This is a genomic window from Chryseobacterium hilariae, assembly GCF_051400735.1.
GTDB lineage: Bacteria > Bacteroidota > Bacteroidia > Flavobacteriales > Weeksellaceae > Chryseobacterium.
On sequence record NZ_JBLFFJ010000001.1, the window covers coordinates 324,010 to 341,794 of the forward strand.

Sequence of the window (17,785 nt, forward strand, 5' to 3'; positions counted from 1 at the left end):
ATCGGTTTTTTTATGGAATATATAATCTTAGACAAATTCAACGTAGATATTCTCGCCTACATTGAGCCCAAACAGGCTTTTGGCCCCGTTTTTTTTACTTCCTTTATAGATTGTAAGCTCCAAAAGCTGACTGTCATTGAAGATCGCGGCCGACTGTCCGTGGAATTCTGTTTCCCTTTCCCAGTCGGAAACCACTTCCGTATGGCTGGAATAAACCCTTGAAAGTGTTAAATTTCTGAATTTTATAGTAAAACTTTCATTTCCTTTACCGGTGCTTTCAAAAAAGTCTTTACTGATATTTGAGATTATATTTCCGAAATTATCAATATAAGTAACTTCACCAATGATCATTTTTTCAGATTCATTGAAGACAGGTTTCGGGAAAAGGAGTTCTTTGGCCGAATCTATTTTCCGTCCTATTACTTCTGGAAGTCCGCCGTTCGCCAAATGTACTGCTGCAGGCACAAAAACATCAGTGGAGGTGAAGTTCACCACATCATCAAAGCGGTTGTTCAGGGTGATCTCGTATATCGCTTCCGGTTTTATATCAAAAAAGACAAGACTTAAAAGCCCATTATCTGCGGCTAAAAAGTAGGAACCGTCTGCCTTATAAAGAATGTTTTTCCTTGATCTGTTGTAAAAACTGTCTACAGAAAGAATGTGGATGGTTCCTTTAGGAAAATATTTATAGGCATTGCGTACGATGTACGATGTCTGTATAAGGTTAAAAGCCTGGATATCGTGGGTTATATCGACAATATTAACCTTAGAATTTAAAGACAGAATTTTGCCCTTCACAGCAGCAACTCTGTAATCTAAATTTCCGAAATCCGAAGTAAGGGTAATAATTGACATGGATCGTTGGTAGAATAAATAGTGTTTACTGCAAAGTTATTTAAAATAAAAAGAAAGCCCCAAAAGATTGTAGAAAAGAATTGATATAAATTTGAAAAAAAGCTTTAATTTTAAAATCTAATAAAAATAAAATACTGCATGTTTGAATTAACATATGATTTGGAAGACATCGATGTAAAGACCTTCTATGGCGTTAATAACCAATATTTCAACTTATTAAAATCAAGCTTTCCCACCCTTAAGATCACCGGAAGAGACCATTTTGTCTTTGCCATGGGCAATCAGGAGGCTTTAGATATACTCAGACAGAAACTGGATGATATTGTGAAATTTATCTCCGAAAACAATTCTATCGCTTTAAAAGACGTTGAAAATGTTCTGAATATCAAGGACGAGAATGAAAAACAGCTGATTTTCGACCAGGATATTATTGTAAAGGGAGTCAACGGTAAGATCATCAAAGCTAAAACCACCAATCTTAAGAAACTGGTAAAAGAAACCGAGAAAAAAGATATGGTTTTTGCTATCGGGCCTGCGGGAACCGGAAAGACGTACACCAGTGTAGCGTTAGCAGCAAGAGCTTTGAGAGATAAGCAAGTGAAAAGGATTGTCCTTACGAGGCCTGCCGTAGAAGCAGGGGAGAGCCTTGGATTTTTACCGGGAGACCTTAAAGAAAAGCTGGATCCGTATTTGCAGCCTTTATATGATGCGCTCAGAGATATGATTCCTCATGAAAAACTGGAAGGTTTCATGGAGAAAAAAGTCATTGAAGTCGCTCCGTTGGCCTTTATGAGAGGACGTACGCTGGATGATGCCTTTGTGATCCTGGATGAAGCCCAGAATACAACCCATGCCCAAATGAAAATGTTCTTGACAAGAATGGGGATGAATGCTAAGTTCATCATTACCGGAGATCCAACCCAGATCGATCTGCCGCCGAAGCAACAGTCCGGATTGAAGGAAGCCATGAGAATTCTTAGAGATGTTAAAGAAATCGGTTTTGTACACCTTACTGAAGAAGATGTTGTAAGACATCCTGTTGTAAAAAAGATTATTCTGGCGTACAACGAAGAAGACAAAAGACTGAAAGATTAATTTGAAATTACTTGAACCTGTTTTTGTTACGTAGGATTTTAATGATTTTTATATTTGGCATTGATTGTTTGTGACAATATTTTTTAGCCACTATTTGGTGTTCTGGAAAAAAAACTTAGTTTTGTGACCGAATACTAAAAATAATCATGAGAAAAATTTTACTTATTGCAGCAGTGGCTGTAGTGAGCGCTAATCTAAGCGCTCAAGAAACGAGATTCGGTGTTAAAGCTGGTTATTCAATGTCCACAATTAAGGTTGATGGGCAAATGGATGATTTGGAAGCGAGAAGCACAGATCCTAGTCATACGTTTTATGTAGGAGCTTTGGTTGAGCATAAAATAAGTGATAAATTCGGCTTACAGGGAGAGCTATTATATTCTCCACTTGGAGGGAAAGAAGACTACAATGCAAGCCAGGATGATGTTTATTTCAGAGAAAAAACAAAACTTACTTTCGGTACTTTATTAATTCCTGTTTCTGCTAAATATTTCATAACTGAAGGTTTATCAGTTTCTGCAGGGGCAAGTTTTGGAATCATTCTTTCTGCCAAGCAAAAAACTGTTATTGACGCCGGAATAGGAATTCCTGGTCTGGAGCTTGAAGGCGATGATGAAGTTGATATTAAAGATGAAGTAAACAAGCTGAATATTGCTCCTTTCATTGGTGCTGAATACATGCTTGAAAACGGATTGTTCTTTGACGCAAGATATAATATGGGTGTTTCCAATCTAGTAAAAGAAGATAATGCAGGGAAAATGACGAACAGCTTCTTACAAGTAGGTGTTGGTTTCAAATTCGGAGGAAACTAATTCTTTATAACTGAATACAAACATATAGCGGGACAGAATTTGTTCCGCTTTTTTATTGTTATCATGAATGAATATCGTTAATTTTATGTTAACAATGAAAATATTTAGTAATTTTGCAGCATCAATCAAACTATTTAAAAAAATGAAAAAACTATTTTTACTAGGTGCTTTTGCACTGCTGGGCGGTGTTGCACAGGCGCAGGAAGGTTTTAAGCTAGGAGGTCACATTGGTGTTCCGGTAGGTGATGCAGGCGATGCTTCTTCATTTACATTAGGAGTGGATGCTGCCTATATGTGGAACATTACAAAAGGGCTTGACCTTGGGGTTACAACAGGATATTCTCATTTCTTTGGGAAAGATAATTTTGATGATTTCGGATTTATTCCTGTAGCAGTTTCCGGAAAATACAAATTCTCAGGAGCGCCTATCTTTGTAGGATTAGATCTTGGATACGGAATTTCTACAAAAGATGGTGTAGACGGTGGATTCTATGCACAGCCTAAATTTGGATATCAGATGTCTACAGGTGAGCTTTATTTAGGATATCAGACGATCAGCAACAAGCGTGATTACGGATGGTATACAGCCAACTGGAATGTAGGTGCCATTAATATTGGATACAACTTCTTCCTTAAATAAAGAATATTAAGAATAATAGATTAGACTCCGGCTTTTAAGTCGGAGTTTTTTGATACTATTTAATATCTTATATATATTACTATGGTCTGATGATTGAAAATGATATGTTTTATAATAAAGGTTAACTTTTAAAACTAATATCTTAAAAATTAACGTTTTATAGCTATGCTTATTATGATAATTTCAAATATTAAAAGATTTATAAGAAAATGATAAATTTTAAAAAGTAAATATATTCCGCTGTTATTGAAAAATTGCAATTTTTTTATTCTAAATATTGTGAAAAAATCAAAACCTTATAATGAATAAGTTTTATTTTCGAAAAACACCAATATTTACCGATGATATTAATCACGTTAACAAATTTTAATATTAGCGGAAGCCACTGTAAATTTGCTCTCAGAAAGTATTAAAATTTTTTAAAATGAAAAAATTATTATTAGCGGGTGCTGTTGCACTTTTCGGTTTATCTAATGCACAGATTGCAAAAGGAACTGCATATATTTCAGGACAAGTTGGTTATTCTCAGGAAGAAAACAACAATACTGATAGAAAAGTAGAAAGTTTCAAAATTATCCCTACTGCAGGTTATTTTGTAGGAACAAACTTAGCTGTAGGTTTAGGAGTTGGTTACAAGAATGATAAAACGACTGCAACTACAACTGCAACTTTAGGAAACACTACTGTTGTTACTGAAAGAATCGGAACTCAATCTGCATTTGTTGTAGCTCCTTTCGTAAGAAAATACTGGACTTTAGCTGACAAATTATATATCTTTGGTCAATTAGAGGTTCCAATGGAATTTGGTAATGAAAAAGTTGAATTAAACTCAACAAGTAATGCTGGAGGTACTACAACTACTGCATCTACTTCTACAAAAGCTAATTACACTTCAGTTGGTGTTAACATTAAACCAGGTTTAGATTATTTCTTAAACAAGAACTGGTCTATTGAAGCTACTATCGGTGAATTTGGATACAACACTTCTAAATTTGACGTTGATGGTGCTAAGAGCGTAAACAACTACAAGTTCGGTTTGAATTTATCAGCTGTAACTTTCGGAGTTAAATATGTATTTGCTAAGTAATTAACAAAGCATTTGTAAAAATAGAAGCCCTAATTTGTTTTAGGGCTTTTTTTATCTTTAAAAACTTTTTAAAAATATAATAATCATGAGAAAAATCTTATTCGCATCAGCTCTTGCTTTTTGTGCAGGAATGAATGCACAGACACAATTCGGAGTAAAAGCCGGTTATGCTTTATCGAAATTGAATTCTAACGAGAATGATATTGAATTTGGTGGAATTGAAGGCAGCTTGAAATCAAAATCAGGATTCTATGTCGGTGCTTTGGTTGAGCACAAACTTAATGATAAATTTGCTGTTCAGGGAGAAGTAGAATATGCCAATTTAGGAGGAAAAGCAAAAGTATCATTGCCCGGTGGTATTACAGTGACTGAAAAATTAAATTTTAACAGAATTGTAATTCCTGTATCTGCAAGATATTATGCAACTCCGGAGTTAGGAATCTACGCGGGCCCATACGTAAGTTTTAAGGCCAGCACAACAGCAAAAATTGAAGTAAGTGGGACTGCATCTAATCCACAGGGAATTAATGCCGGGGAAGAGTACCTTGAAAAAGCTTTTAACGACAATCTTAAATCTACAGATTTCGGACTTTTCTTTGGTGCTGATTATAATGTATACAAAGGATTGTTTGTAGATGCACGCTATAGTTTCGGGTTGACTAATATGATCAAGGATCCCGTAAATGACGAAAAAATGAAAATGAATTTCTTCCAGTTAGGATTGGGATACAAATTCAAATAAAAACAAAAACTCTCAGAATTTCTGAGAGTTTTTTTATGTCTTATTGTTTTAATCTGAGTTATTTCCCCATCATTCCGCCCATGCCCGGCATATTCGGCATTTTGCTCATCATCTGCATCATCTGTTTTCCCTGAGGTCCCTGCATCATCTTCATCATTTTCCCCATCTGCTCGAACTGCTTCATCAGTTGATTCACATCTTCAATTTTTCTTCCGGCACCTTTTGCAATTCTCTGTTTTCTCTGAGTATTGATAATAGATGGTCTTCTTCTTTCGTCCGGCGTCATAGAGTAAATAATCGCTTCAATATGTTTGAAGGCATCATCGCTGATCTCAACATCTTTGATCGCTTTTCCAACCCCTGGAATCATTCCCATAAGGTCTTTCATATTACCCATCTTCTTGATCTGGTTGATCTGCTTAAGGAAATCATCAAATCCGAACTCGTTTTTAGCAATCTTTTTGTGAAGTTTCTTAGCTTCTTCCTCATCAAATTGCTCCTGAGCTCTTTCCACTAAGGAAACAACGTCTCCCATTCCCAGGATTCTGTCTGCCATCCTTTCCGGGTAGAAGAGGTCTAAAGCTTCCATTTTCTCACCGGTAGAGATGAATTTGATTGGTTTTTCCACTACAGAACGGATCGTTAAAGCAGCACCACCTCTCGTATCACCGTCTAATTTGGTAAGAACTACACCGTCAAAGTTCAGCGCATCGTTGAATGCTTTAGCTGTATTTACAGCATCCTGACCTGTCATGGAATCTACTACGAATAAGGTTTCCTGAGGCTTGATGAAATAATGTACGGATTTGATCTCGTTCATCATATGCTCATCAATAGCAAGACGTCCTGCTGTATCGACGATTACTACATCATGACCGTTTGCTTTTGCGAAATTAATCGCATTTTCAGCAATGGTAGAGGGATTGGTAGAACCTTCTTCTGTAAATACAGGAACCCCGATCTGACCACCCAATACTTTAAGCTGGTCGATTGCTGCAGGACGGTAAACGTCACAAGCAACCAATAAAGGTTTTTTAGTTCTTTTTGTTTTTAAATAATTGGCAAGTTTTCCGGAGAAAGTAGTCTTACCCGAACCCTGAAGACCTGCAATAAGGATTACGGTTGGCTTTCCTGAAAGATTGATTCCTTCCTGAGAACCTCCCATCAGATCCACTAATTCGTCATGAACGATCTTCGTCATCAGCTGTCCCGGCGTAAGGGAAGTAAGAACGTTCTGTCCTAAAGCTTTATCCTGAACTCTTTTGGTAAGATCTTTTGCAACTTTATAGTTAACATCGGCATCTACCAGCGCTCTACGGATTTCCTTTACGGTTTCCGCCACGTTGATTTCTGTGATTTTCCCGCGTCCGGAAATATTATGTAGAGCCTTGTCTAATTTATCCTGTAAACTATTAAACATATGTATTGTAAATTATAGGTTTGCAAAAATAAGGAATTTTTAGGCATATCCAAAGTCTTAGGATACGTAATATTATATATATAGAAAAAATGATAAAATCAATTCATGTGAAATTCGATAGAAAAAGTCTATTTTTGTGATCACTTAAAATAAACCATAGTATTTACAATGAAATTAAATCCTAATATCCTGGTTACGGTATTATTCTTTTTAACATTTCTGATTCATTTTTCCCTCTGGAAATTTGTTTTTCACTTAGATGAGATTATTATTGTTAAGTTTTATCTTTTTTTAAGTGTCATGTTCATGCTGATGATTACAATGATTGTTTTAATTAATAGGGTAGTGCCTGAATTTTTAGGACTGTCTGTGATTGGGCTGATCCTTTTAAAATTCGGTTTAATGTACTTAATCAGGAAAAAATTGAACTTTGAAGTGATTCCGGGCTATAAATTTCATTTTATTATTCCATATTTCGTCCTGACAACGCTGCTTACATACTATGCAATTAAGCTGATTAATCATGACAAAAAACAGTAAAATTATTTATTGAAACTAGAAAAAATATTATATTTTTGCACAACGAAAAAAACCTATCAATGTTTAAGAAATTCGCAGTTTTATTCTACAGTATTTTTGTATTAAACTTAGTGTCTGCACAGCACGGTGAGGCTACTGCTGAGGCGGCTCCTGCTCAAGAGCTTTCGGAGAAAGACAAAACAAGTAAAGAAAACAAGGAGTTCATCGATCATCACTTGTTGGATGCTCACGATTTTACATTGATGGTAGACAAAGAAGGTCACCATATCGGTTTTCCTCTTCCTGTTATTTTTTATGATAACGGATTCCATAGCTTTATGAGCAACAAAGAAGGCTTCATGCACGGTGAGCCGACTGAAGTAGACGGTTCTTATTATAAACTGCACCACGAGAAAATTTATAAAACAGATGCAGCGGGAACTTTAACACTGGGTGAAGATGGTCATCCTACGAATGAGAAGCCTTTGGATCTTTCTATTACAAAGAGTGTGCTTATCATTTTATTGGTATCAATCTTTATGCTGGTATTGTTTGGAGGAATGGCTAAATCTTACAAGAAGTCTGCTGTGCCTACGGGAGCTGCAAGATTCTTAGAGCCTTTGATTATTTTCGTAAGAGATGAAGTAGCGATCCCAAACATCGGGCATAAATACAAAAGATTTATGGGGTATTTATTAACTGTATTCTTCTTTATATTGTTCCTTAACGTATTAGGATTGATGCCTTTCGGAATTAATGTTACAGGTAATATTACCATGACATTCTTCCTTGCGATCCTTACTTATTTAATCACTACGTTCTCTGCTAACAAAGATTACTGGAAGCATATCTTCTGGATGCCGGGCGTTCCTGTACCAATGAAACTGATCATGTTGCCAATCGAATTATTAGGAACAATTACTAAGCCTTTCGCATTGATGATTCGTCTTTTTGCTAACATGACTGCAGGACACATCGTAGTAATGAGCTTAATTGGATTGATCTATGTGTTTAAGAACTTTGCAGCAGGTGTTGCATTCCCATTCTTAACATTAGTGATTTACTTATTGGAAGTATTGGTAGCATTCTTACAGGCTTATATCTTCACAATGTTATCAGCTTTGTTTATCGGAATGGCAGTACAAGAGCATGAGCATGAACACCATGCTGCTCACTAATTGAAATTGTAAATTAAAGTAAAACAAATTTTTTAAAATTATATATTATGGAAATCCCTAAAATTGTAGGTGCTGGTATCGTAGTACTAGGTGTAGGTATCGGTCTTGGTAAAATCGGAGCTGCTGCTCTTGAAGCTATCGCTAGACAACCTGAGCAATCTGGAAAAATCCAAACAGCTATGCTTATCGCTGCTGCACTTGTTGAAGGTGTTGCGTTTGCTGCTCTATTCGCAGTAAACTAATTAAAATTAAACCATTACCCGTAACGGTTGGTTACAGGTAATGGTTATTTAAGAAAAAAAGTAATAATTATTTATACATTTATATAATGGAATTAATTCACCAGTTTTCATCAGGATTATTTATTATCCAGTCTGTTATTTTTCTAGCATTATTATTTTTGTTAGGCAAATTTGCTTGGAAACCTATTTTAAAATCAATCAATGACAGAGAAACTTCTATTGTTGATGCTCTTAATCAAGCTAAATTAGCAAGAAAAGAGATGGAGACTTTAAAAGAAGATAACGAAAGAATTATTCGTGAAGCTAAAATCGAAAGAGATGCTATCCTTAAAGAAGCCAGAGAAATTAAAGATAGAATCGTAGGTGAGGCTAAAGATGCTGCTAAAAATGAAGGAGATAAAATGATTGAAGCAGCTAAACAGACTATCCAGACTGAGAAAAATGCTGCTATGGCAGACATCAAAACTCAAATCGGTGCTTTATCTGTAAACATTGCTGAATCTATCCTTAAGCAGAAGTTGGATAACAACGAAGCTCAAAACGAATTAGTTCAAAATTATTTAAACAAATCTAACCTTAACTAAGAATGCTTACATCTAAAGTAGCTAAAAGATACGCACAGGGACTGCTTGATTTCACCAATGAAACAGGCCAGACAGCTGCTGTATTTTCTGAAATGAAAGATGTAAAGAAGATCATGTCTCAATCTGCAGACTTGAATAAATTCTTCCTTACACCTTACATTGATGCAAAAAAGAAAATAGAGGTAGCAGACCAGATCTTTAAAGATTTTTCGGTTTCTTCGCAGAACCTGATCAGATTAGTGATCAAGCACGGACGTGAGAACCAACTGAAAAATATCGCTCAGGAGTTCATCAACAAAGTAGAGGATATCAACGGTGTACAGAGAATAACTCTTACTACAGCCACTCAGCTTTCTAAAGAGAACCTTGATCAGATCCTAAGATCTACCAGTCTTGTAAGAGAAGGGTCAAATTTTGATCTTAACTTAAATGTAAAGCCTGATATTTTAGGCGGCTATATTTTAAGAGTAGGTGATCAGCAGGTAGACGCGTCTGTAAAGACAAAACTTAATCAGGTTAAAAAGATTTTCAATTAAATTAAAGAAAAAACAACCATACAATGGCAGAAATAAATCCGGCAGAAGTATCTGCGATCTTAAAACAGCAATTGGCCAACTTCGACACTCAATCCAACGTTGAGGAAGTAGGTACAGTTTTAACCATCGGTGATGGTATTGCTCGTGTATACGGGTTAGAAAACGTACAATACGGAGAGTTGGTGAAATTTTCTAGTGATGTAGAAGGTATTGTACTTAACCTTGAAGAAGACAACGTGGGTGTTGCTCTACTTGGGGAAAGTAAATTAGTAAGAGAAGGAGATACAGTAAGAAGAACAAAAAGAATCTCTTCTATTAAAGTAGGAGAAGGCATGTTAGGAAGAGTAGTAGATACTCTTGGTAACCCTATCGATGGTAAAGGTCCTATTACTGGGGATTTATACGAAATGCCATTAGAAAGAAAAGCTCCTGGAGTTATCTTCAGACAGCCGGTAACTGAGCCTTTACAGACAGGTATCGTTGCGATTGACTCTATGATCCCTGTAGGAAGAGGTCAGAGAGAGCTTATCATTGGTGACAGACAGACAGGTAAAACTACTGTTGCGATCGATACGATCATCAACCAAAAAGAATTCTTTGATGCAGGTAAGCCTGTATATTGTATATATGTTGCTATCGGTCAGAAAGCTTCTACTGTAGCACAAATCGTTAAAACCTTTTCTGATAAAGGAGCTTTGGCATATACTGTAATCGTTGCGGCTAACGCTTCCGATCCGGTTCCAATGCAGGTATATTCTGCTATGGCTGGAGCATCTATCGGTGAGTTCTTCAGAGATACTGGTAGACCGGCATTGATCGTTTATGATGATTTGTCTAAACAAGCGGTTGCGTACCGTGAGCTTTCTTTACTATTGAGAAGACCACCGGGCCGTGAAGCTTATCCTGGAGACGTTTTCTATCTTCACTCAAGACTATTGGAAAGAGCAGCAAAAGTTATTGCTGATGACCAAATTGCTAGTCAGATGAACGATTTACCTGATTCTTTAAAACCAATCGTAAAAGGTGGTGGTTCATTAACTGCGCTTCCAATTATCGAAACTCAGGCTGGTGACGTTTCTGCATATATTCCGACTAACGTAATCTCTATTACGGACGGACAGATCTTCTTGGAGTCTGATCTATTCAACTCAGGGGTTCGTCCTGCGATCAACGTAGGGATCTCTGTATCGAGAGTAGGAGGTAACGCTCAGATCAAATCAATGAAAAAAGTTTCTGGTACTCTTAAATTAGACCAGGCTCAATATAAAGAATTAGAAGCGTTTGCTAAATTCGGTTCTGACCTTGATGCTTCAACTTTAGCGGTTATCTCTAAAGGTGAAAGAAATGTTGAGATCCTTAAGCAGCCGGTAAACTCTCCGCTTCCTGTAGACAGCCAGGTGGCAATGATCTATGCTGGAACAGAGAACTTATTAAGAAACGTTCCTATCAGAAAAGTAAAAGAATTCCAGATTGAATATATCGAATTCCTAAGATCTAAGCACCCTGACACAATGGCGGCTATTAAAGCAGGTAAAATCGATAACGATATTACCAACGTTCTTAAGCAGGCTGCTAACGACTTAGCTTCTAAATATAACTAAAATCTTCATTGTTTAAGGTTTGAAATCCGTTTTAAACCTTAAACTTTAGACCATAAACTTTGAACCCAAATTAATGGCAAACTTAAAAGAAATACGAGGTAGAATTACGTCAATTTCATCTACGATGCAGATTACACGTGCTATGAAAATGGTTTCCGCAGCGAAGCTTAAAAAAGCACAGGATGCAATCGTAATGCTAAGACCTTATTCTGAAAAACTGCAGGAACTTATCCAGAATGTAAATTCTAGCTCTGATCCTGACCAGGTTTCTGTCTATGCTCAAAAAAGAGAAGTGAAGAGGATTCTTTTCATCGCTGTTACTTCAAACAGAGGTCTTGCAGGAGCTTTCAACTCATCTATCGTTAAAGAGCTTAACAACCAGTTTAGAGAGAAATCTCAATACGAAGTTGAAGTTCTTACCATTGGTAAAAAAGCTTTTGATGCGGTAAGAAGAACCCGTAAGGTATATTCCAATGAAAGTGCTGTTTTTGACAACTTAAACTTTGATACAGTATCTCACGTTACTGAAGGAGTAATGAACAGCTTTAGAGAAGGTAAATTTGACGAAGTTTATTTGATCTATAACAAATTTGTAAATGCTGCTACCCAGGAAGTAACTGCCGAGCAGCTTCTTCCGATTTCTATGGCCGAAAAAGCTGAAGAAACTCAGGTAGAAACAGATTACATCTTTGAGCCGAACAGAAATGAAATTCTTGACAACTTGATCCCTAAAGCGATCAAAACCCAGGTTTTCAAAGCGGTTTTAGATTCAGTAGCATCTGAGCACGGAGCGAGAATGACAGCTATGCACAAAGCTACAGACAACGCCCAGGCTTTAAAGAACGATCTTGTGATCTTCTACAACAAAGCGAGACAGGCTGCCATTACAAACGAGATCTTGGAGATCGTTTCCGGAGCAGAAGCTTTGAAAAATTCATAAAGAATTATTTTAACATAATATTAAAAGCATCGATATTGTCGATGCTTTTTTTGTTATTTATATTTTATCTATCTTTGTAAACTAAAATATTATACAACTTCTAAATGGACTCGGATATAGTCAGGCTTTTGCTAGCCTTATTTCTTGTTTTACTAAATGGCTTTTTCGTAGCCGCAGAATTCTCAATTGTTAAGGTTCGTTATTCACAGATCCAGTTAAAAGCAGCCGAAGGTAACTCTATGGCAAAACAGGCAGAGCATATCATCAAGCATCTTGATGAATATTTGTCTGCTACACAGCTCGGGATTACCCTGGCATCTCTTGCCTTAGGTTGGGTGGGTGAAAGTGCCCTGCACCACGTGGTTGAAAGTATTTTCCACTCTTTGAATGTGGAGCTTACCCAGACAACAATTACCACAATCTCAGTGGTGACAAGCTTTGTATTAATTACAGTGATGCATATTGTATTTGGTGAGCTTATCCCTAAATCCATTGCCATCAGAAAATCGGAAGCGACTACAATGGCTACAGCAGTACCATTAAGGGTTTTTTATACGGTTTTCAAGCCTTTTATCTGGTTAATGAATTTGATGTCTAATACATTCTTACGATTAGTAAAAATACATCCGGCTTCCGAACAGGAAATTCACTCAACCGAAGAATTGCAGCTTTTGGTAAAACAGAGTGCTGACAGCGGTGAGATTGAAGAAGAGAACTATGAGATCATCAAGAATGCATTTGATTTTACAGATCATTCCGCCAAACAAATCATGGTTCCCAGACAGAATATTACGTCTATTGACTTTGAAGAAGATATCAATGAAATTATCAACAAGATCATGGATAGCGGCTATTCCCGTATTCCCGTGTATCTTGATTCAATAGATAATGTGATCGGGATTTTCTATACCAAAGAGATCATCAGGGAATTTGTAAAAAGAAAAGGAGATCTTACCCATGAAGACCTTAAAGACCTTATGCGTGATGCATTTTTTGTGGTGGGAAGCAAAAAGATTTCAGATCTTCTGAAGATCTTCCAGCAGAAAAAACAGCACCTTGCAATAGTTATTGATGAATTTGGAGGAACAGAAGGTATTATTACTTTAGAAGACATTCTGGAAGAGCTTGTAGGCGAAATTCAGGATGAAGAGGATGATGAAGATAAGCTGGTAGATAAAATAGGGGATAATATTTATTGGGTCCAGGCTACACAGCCGCTGGATGAAATTAATGAATATTTACCTAAGAGACTGCCTCTTTCCGAAGAAAGCGAATACAATTCATTGGCAGGATTCATTCTGCACGAACTGGAAGATATTCCCGAAGAGAATGATGAATTTGATCTGGAAAATTATCATTTCAAAATCCTGAAAATGAATAACAAGAGTGTGGAGCTCGTGGAATTAGTGTATGAAGGGCCAAATGTAATCAATGATCTGGCTGATAAAATAGGGGAAGTTTAAAATAGGAGTAATGATTTTTTATAACAGCATAAAAGATTACGAAGATCCAAAACGTCAGTATGAAGAAGAAGTGCTGGTTTTGGATGATACAGATGAAGTATATAAACTGGTTCTCCATAATGATGATATTCACACATTCGATTATGTGATAGACTGCCTGGTCGAGATTTGTAAGCATACCCTGGAACAGGCGGAACAATGTACAATGCTCGTCCATTACAAAGGCAAATGCACGGTAAAAACAGGTTCTTTGGACCTTTTAAAGCCGATGCATGAGAAACTTCTTTCAAGAGAATTAACAAGCGAAATAGTATAAACAAACTCTGCCAAATGGCAGAGTTTTTTATTGAAAATGTAATTTTGTCAAAAAGAAAATTTTTAAAATTTAATATTCGTGTATCGGATTTTTTTGGTTTAACCCAAATTCTGCAGGGATTCTTTTATTTGCATTCATCTAAAATAGTATATTTGTACCAACTATAAAGAAACAAAAAAGAATGCTTGTAATAGGAATTGCCGGAGGAACAGGATCCGGCAAAACTACAGTTGTTGATAAAATACTGCAACAGCTTGATATTGAAGGAATGAATATCCTTTCTCAGGATAATTATTATCACGACAACCAGAATCTGACACTGACCGAGAGAGAGGCGCTTAATTACGACCATCCAAAGTCTATAGATTTCGATTTAATGATAAAACACGTAAAAGCTTTAAAAAATAATGAATCTATAGAACAGCCCATTTACAGCTTTGTTACCCATTCCCGAACTGGCGACCACGTCACTGTAGAACCTAAAAATGTATTGGTAGTAGAAGGTATTCTGGTATTGACGAACAAAGAACTGCTGAAAGAATTTGATTTAAAAGTATTCGTTCATGCAGATTCTGACGAAAGACTGATCAGGAGAATCAGGCGAGATACTCAGGAAAGGGGAAGAGACCTGGGCGAGGTCCTTCACCGTTACCAGACCACACTGAAGCCAATGCATCAGGAATTCATAGAACCATCGAAGAATGAAGCAGATTTGATCATTCCGAATATGAGGCAGAATTCCGTAGCGATTGATTTTTTAACTACTGTTATTAAAAATTCGTTGAGAAAACATTAAAATGAAAGAAAACAAACTTATTAAAGACATTCAGCCGAAATCTGAAACATTCAGAATGATCCAGAAATATGTTCTGAACAAATACACTATTACGATTTGTATGTTCCTCGTCTGGATGATTTTCTTTGATAAAACCTCTTTCCTTGTGATTAATGAACTGAACGGCGAGATCAGCCGATATGAAGACCAGCTGGAATATTATAAAAAAGAGTACGAAAAAAACGATACCTTTTATAAAAAGCTGATGAACAATAAGTCGGAGAAAGAAAAATACGCAAGAGAAAATTATTTCATGAAAAAACCGGATGAAGAGATCTTCATCCTGGTAGTAGACAGCACAAATAGTGCTAAAAAATAAGAGATTTGAAATGTGAAAGTCAATTAGCTTTGCTGTGAATAGTCAATAGTAATTATAATACTTCACCATTGACTTGCAAAGCAAAATTCACCATTCACAATGAAAAATTATAACTGAAAATAGTGAATTTTCATGATTAACAATCAATTTTTCAAAATTCACCATTTACCCATAATAAACAGCCAATGTCAGCAGATATACTTCCAAACTGGGAAAATTTAGTAAAAAAACAGCTTAAAACAGAAGATATTTATTCCATCTTAAATAAAGAAAACCTGGAAGGAATTGATGTGAAACCTTTTTACAGTGAAGTTCAGAAGCCATTGGCAAATCTGCCGAAAGTTGAAGAAAATACCCATCTTGTAGCAAGATATCACGAAAGTCTGGAAGAAGATGTATTTGCATTTATTTTAGACCACAACGTAGAAAACCTTGAACAGAAAACACTTTTTGTTAATAATAAAGACTTGGCCGGTCATATCAGTCCGAAAGATGAAGATCAGTATTTTTCACTGATTGATGTCTTTAATGAAAAGGAAGGTATTATTGATGATCAGTTGGCTAAAGAACTTTTGTCCAAAGATTTCAGAAGAAATATCTGTATTGATATTTCACTTCATCAGAATGCCGGAGCGGCAATTTATCAGCAATTGGGAATTGCACTGGCGAAGACAAAGGAACTTGCTGAAGCCTATGGCTCTGAAATTTTGGATAAGCTGATTTTCAGGATAGCCGTCGGAGGGAATTATTTCTTTGAAATGGCTAAACTGAGAGCATTTAAAATAGTTTTTAACCAACTTTCCAAAGAATACGGTTTAAATGAAACACCATATATTTTTGCAGAAACATCTTTAAGAAATAAGGCTGTTGCAGACAGTGAAAATAACCTGATCCGTTCAACATTAGAGCTGGCTTCTGCTATGATTGCTGGGGCGGATGCGGTATTCAGCAACAATTATCTTGTAAACAGAAGCACCGATAACTCCGAAGAGATTTCCTTTAAGCAGCAAATCGTTCTCGCTTATGAAAGCATCATTAATGTATTTGAGGACGCATCAAATGGAAGCTATTATGTAGAAGACATTACCCGCCAGATCGCAGAAAAATCATGGGTACTGTTCGTTGAAATGGAAGAAGCGGGCGGTTATCTTGAGCTTTTAAAACAGGGAGTTGTCCAGAAAAAAGTCTATGACCATGCTGTTGAAGAGCAGAAATGGGTGGAAGAAGGTAAAATAAAGCTCATTGGAGTCAATTTATACCCCAAATTAGAGGTTAAAAGACCAATAGAGGATCTTTACAGCGAAAAAGAAATAAAAGCCGTACGTTGGGCTGAAATGTTTGAGTAATTTATAGGTTCCCCAGACTTCTCAACTACAGGTCATCTTAAAAAGATATCTGTTATTTTAAAAACACAATATAGTGAAAGAAAATGATAAGTTTTTATGTCAGGAAATGCATCTTTTCTGTCTATAATGAGCTTGGGCCAGGTTTATTAGAAAAGGTTTATGAAAAAGTTCTGGCTTATGAACTTGAAAATAATGGATTAATGGTAAAAACTCAGGTCCCAATGAATCTCAAGTTTAAGGATACTATTATAGAATCAGGATTTATTGCGGATATAATTGTTGAAAATGAAGTAATTATAGAGATAAAAGCGACTACAGATATAGCTAATATACATCATCAACAGTTGTTGACTTATCTAAAACTTACTGGATTAAAGCTCGGCATTCTAATGAACTTTAATACTGACTATATTAATAAAAGTATTTTCAGAAAAGTAAATGGAGAATTAGATTAAAAAAATTATAGATTATTAAACCACAGATTACCCAGATTTACACAGATGTTTACGATTAATTTCCATAATCCTAAAATTAAGTATATATGGTATTAAAAGAATAAAAACTTTACACATAATCATCTGTGTAAATCTGGGTAATCTGTGGTTAAGAAAAATAATATCATGTAATGAAAGAAAAACTGATCGACTTATTTGAATATACCCATCATTTCAATAAAGAAATAATTAAACATATTTCAGAAAACAGATCGAAAGTAGACGAAAAAATAATCAGTCTGATTAATCATACATTGAATGCTCAGCAGATCTGGAATTCACGGATATTAGGTGAAGAAACATTTGAAGTCTGGCAGATCAATTCTTTTGAGTCTCTTGATGAAATTAATCAGCAGAACTTTCTGAAAAGTATAGAGATTATTCAAAAACTCGATATGGATAGCAGAGTGGAATATCAGAACTCAAGAGGAACGAAGTTTGAAAACAGTATTTTCGAAATGTTGTTTCATGCCGTAAACCATTCAACTTATCACCGAGGCCAGATCAATTCTCTCCTGAAGCAGAACGACATCAATCCGATATTGACAGATTATATTTTTTATAAAAGATAAATTCTACTCTGAAAAAGCAATTGTGGAGATAAAATCAATTCCAGAGATTAATAATGTCCATCACAAACAGTTACTAACATATTTAAAGCTGACAGGGTTAAAATTAGGAATATTAGTCAATTTTAACACCGATTATATTGACAAAAATATTTTCCGGGAAATAAATGGAACATTCTAAAAAATAAGTACAAT

General features: G+C 35.9%; 22 protein-coding genes. 20 read left to right on the forward strand and 2 right to left on the reverse strand.

All coding sequences use genetic code 11. The features are described from left to right. Positions 1-27: 27 nt before the first annotated feature. Positions 28-855 carry an SAM hydrolase/SAM-dependent halogenase family protein gene (locus tag ACMGDK_RS01515; RefSeq protein ID WP_436806298.1) on the reverse strand — a complete coding sequence of 276 codons (828 nt, stop codon included), beginning with the start codon at positions 853-855 and terminating at the stop codon, positions 28-30. A gap of 138 nt (positions 856-993) precedes the next feature. On the opposite strand from ACMGDK_RS01515, the gene ACMGDK_RS01520 reads away from it, so the two are divergent. From ACMGDK_RS01520 to ACMGDK_RS01540, 5 genes are all read left to right on the forward strand, one after another. Continuing rightward, entirely contained in the window at positions 994-1,950 is a 957-nt protein-coding gene (locus tag ACMGDK_RS01520; protein WP_436806299.1) for a PhoH family protein, read from the forward strand. A 146-nt stretch (positions 1,951-2,096) separates the two neighbouring features. After that, positions 2,097-2,759 carry a porin family protein gene (locus tag ACMGDK_RS01525; protein WP_436806300.1) on the forward strand — a complete coding sequence of 221 codons (663 nt, stop codon included), beginning with the start codon at positions 2,097-2,099 and terminating at the stop codon, positions 2,757-2,759. Between the two features lie 142 nt (positions 2,760-2,901). After that, complete coding sequence (locus ACMGDK_RS01530; RefSeq protein ID WP_436806301.1) at positions 2,902-3,399, forward strand: hypothetical protein; 498 nt, start codon at positions 2,902-2,904, stop codon at positions 3,397-3,399. A gap of 424 nt (positions 3,400-3,823) precedes the next feature. Next, positions 3,824-4,486, forward strand: coding sequence for an outer membrane beta-barrel protein (locus ACMGDK_RS01535; RefSeq protein ID WP_436806302.1), 663 nt, complete (start codon positions 3,824-3,826; stop codon positions 4,484-4,486). A gap of 85 nt (positions 4,487-4,571) precedes the next feature. Then, positions 4,572-5,228, forward strand: a complete 657-nt coding sequence (locus ACMGDK_RS01540) for a porin family protein (protein WP_436806303.1) — start codon at positions 4,572-4,574, stop codon at positions 5,226-5,228. 58 nt (positions 5,229-5,286) lie between these two features. On the opposite strand, the gene ffh is transcribed toward ACMGDK_RS01540, so the two are convergent. Beyond that, positions 5,287-6,648, reverse strand: coding sequence for a signal recognition particle protein (gene ffh / locus ACMGDK_RS01545; RefSeq protein ID WP_436806304.1), 1,362 nt, complete (start codon positions 6,646-6,648; stop codon positions 5,287-5,289). Positions 6,649-6,816: 168 nt separating this feature from the next. Here ffh and ACMGDK_RS01550 point away from each other — a divergent pair, with 168 nt between their 5' ends. The 15 genes from ACMGDK_RS01550 (at position 6,817) to ACMGDK_RS01620 (ending at position 17,771) form a co-directional block, all read left to right on the forward strand. Then, positions 6,817-7,188: a hypothetical protein gene (locus ACMGDK_RS01550; RefSeq protein ID WP_034725372.1), complete on the forward strand. Its 372-nt coding sequence runs from the start codon at positions 6,817-6,819 to the stop codon at positions 7,186-7,188. A 59-nt stretch (positions 7,189-7,247) separates the two neighbouring features. After that, positions 7,248-8,345 carry a F0F1 ATP synthase subunit A gene (gene atpB / locus ACMGDK_RS01555; RefSeq protein ID WP_436806305.1) on the forward strand — a complete coding sequence of 366 codons (1,098 nt, stop codon included), beginning with the start codon at positions 7,248-7,250 and terminating at the stop codon, positions 8,343-8,345. A 47-nt stretch (positions 8,346-8,392) separates the two neighbouring features. Continuing rightward, positions 8,393-8,587 carry an ATP synthase F0 subunit C gene (gene atpE, locus ACMGDK_RS01560; protein ID WP_002979108.1) on the forward strand — a complete coding sequence of 65 codons (195 nt, stop codon included), beginning with the start codon at positions 8,393-8,395 and terminating at the stop codon, positions 8,585-8,587. An 86-nt stretch (positions 8,588-8,673) separates the two neighbouring features. Further along, on the forward strand, positions 8,674-9,171 hold the full coding sequence (locus ACMGDK_RS01565; protein WP_034725377.1) for a F0F1 ATP synthase subunit B: 498 nt from the start codon (positions 8,674-8,676) through the stop codon (positions 9,169-9,171). Between the two features lie 2 nt (positions 9,172-9,173). Further along, positions 9,174-9,707 carry an ATP synthase F1 subunit delta gene (gene atpH, locus ACMGDK_RS01570; RefSeq protein WP_436806306.1) on the forward strand — a complete coding sequence of 178 codons (534 nt, stop codon included), beginning with the start codon at positions 9,174-9,176 and terminating at the stop codon, positions 9,705-9,707. A gap of 23 nt (positions 9,708-9,730) precedes the next feature. Then, complete coding sequence (gene atpA, locus ACMGDK_RS01575; protein ID WP_436806307.1) at positions 9,731-11,308, forward strand: F0F1 ATP synthase subunit alpha; 1,578 nt, start codon at positions 9,731-9,733, stop codon at positions 11,306-11,308. Between the two features lie 73 nt (positions 11,309-11,381). Next, complete coding sequence (atpG, locus tag ACMGDK_RS01580) at positions 11,382-12,248, forward strand: ATP synthase F1 subunit gamma (protein ID WP_436806308.1); 867 nt, start codon at positions 11,382-11,384, stop codon at positions 12,246-12,248. A 104-nt stretch (positions 12,249-12,352) separates the two neighbouring features. Then, on the forward strand, positions 12,353-13,711 hold the full coding sequence (locus tag ACMGDK_RS01585; protein ID WP_436806309.1) for a hemolysin family protein: 1,359 nt from the start codon (positions 12,353-12,355) through the stop codon (positions 13,709-13,711). Between the two features lie 10 nt (positions 13,712-13,721). Further along, positions 13,722-14,027, forward strand: a complete 306-nt coding sequence (locus ACMGDK_RS01590; protein WP_090021781.1) for an ATP-dependent Clp protease adaptor ClpS — start codon at positions 13,722-13,724, stop codon at positions 14,025-14,027. 181 nt (positions 14,028-14,208) lie between these two features. Then, entirely contained in the window at positions 14,209-14,823 is a 615-nt protein-coding gene (udk, locus tag ACMGDK_RS01595; RefSeq protein ID WP_436806310.1) for a uridine kinase, read from the forward strand. Between the two features lies 1 nt (position 14,824). Then, positions 14,825-15,181, forward strand: a complete 357-nt coding sequence (locus ACMGDK_RS01600; RefSeq protein WP_436806311.1) for an FtsB family cell division protein — start codon at positions 14,825-14,827, stop codon at positions 15,179-15,181. 185 nt (positions 15,182-15,366) lie between these two features. Next, on the forward strand, positions 15,367-16,527 hold the full coding sequence (locus ACMGDK_RS01605; protein WP_436806312.1) for a methylmalonyl-CoA mutase family protein: 1,161 nt from the start codon (positions 15,367-15,369) through the stop codon (positions 16,525-16,527). Positions 16,528-16,610: 83 nt separating this feature from the next. Beyond that, positions 16,611-16,982: a GxxExxY protein gene (locus ACMGDK_RS01610; protein WP_436806313.1), complete on the forward strand. Its 372-nt coding sequence runs from the start codon at positions 16,611-16,613 to the stop codon at positions 16,980-16,982. Positions 16,983-17,152: 170 nt separating this feature from the next. Beyond that, positions 17,153-17,593 (forward strand): DinB family protein, encoded by a 441-nt coding sequence (locus ACMGDK_RS01615; RefSeq protein ID WP_436806314.1) that lies wholly within the window; start codon positions 17,153-17,155, stop codon positions 17,591-17,593. Further along, positions 17,583-17,771 (forward strand): GxxExxY protein, encoded by a 189-nt coding sequence (locus ACMGDK_RS01620; RefSeq protein ID WP_436807244.1) that lies wholly within the window; start codon positions 17,583-17,585, stop codon positions 17,769-17,771. Before ACMGDK_RS01615 ends, ACMGDK_RS01620 begins: the two co-directional genes overlap by 11 nt. The last annotated feature ends 14 nt before the right edge of the window (positions 17,772-17,785 follow it).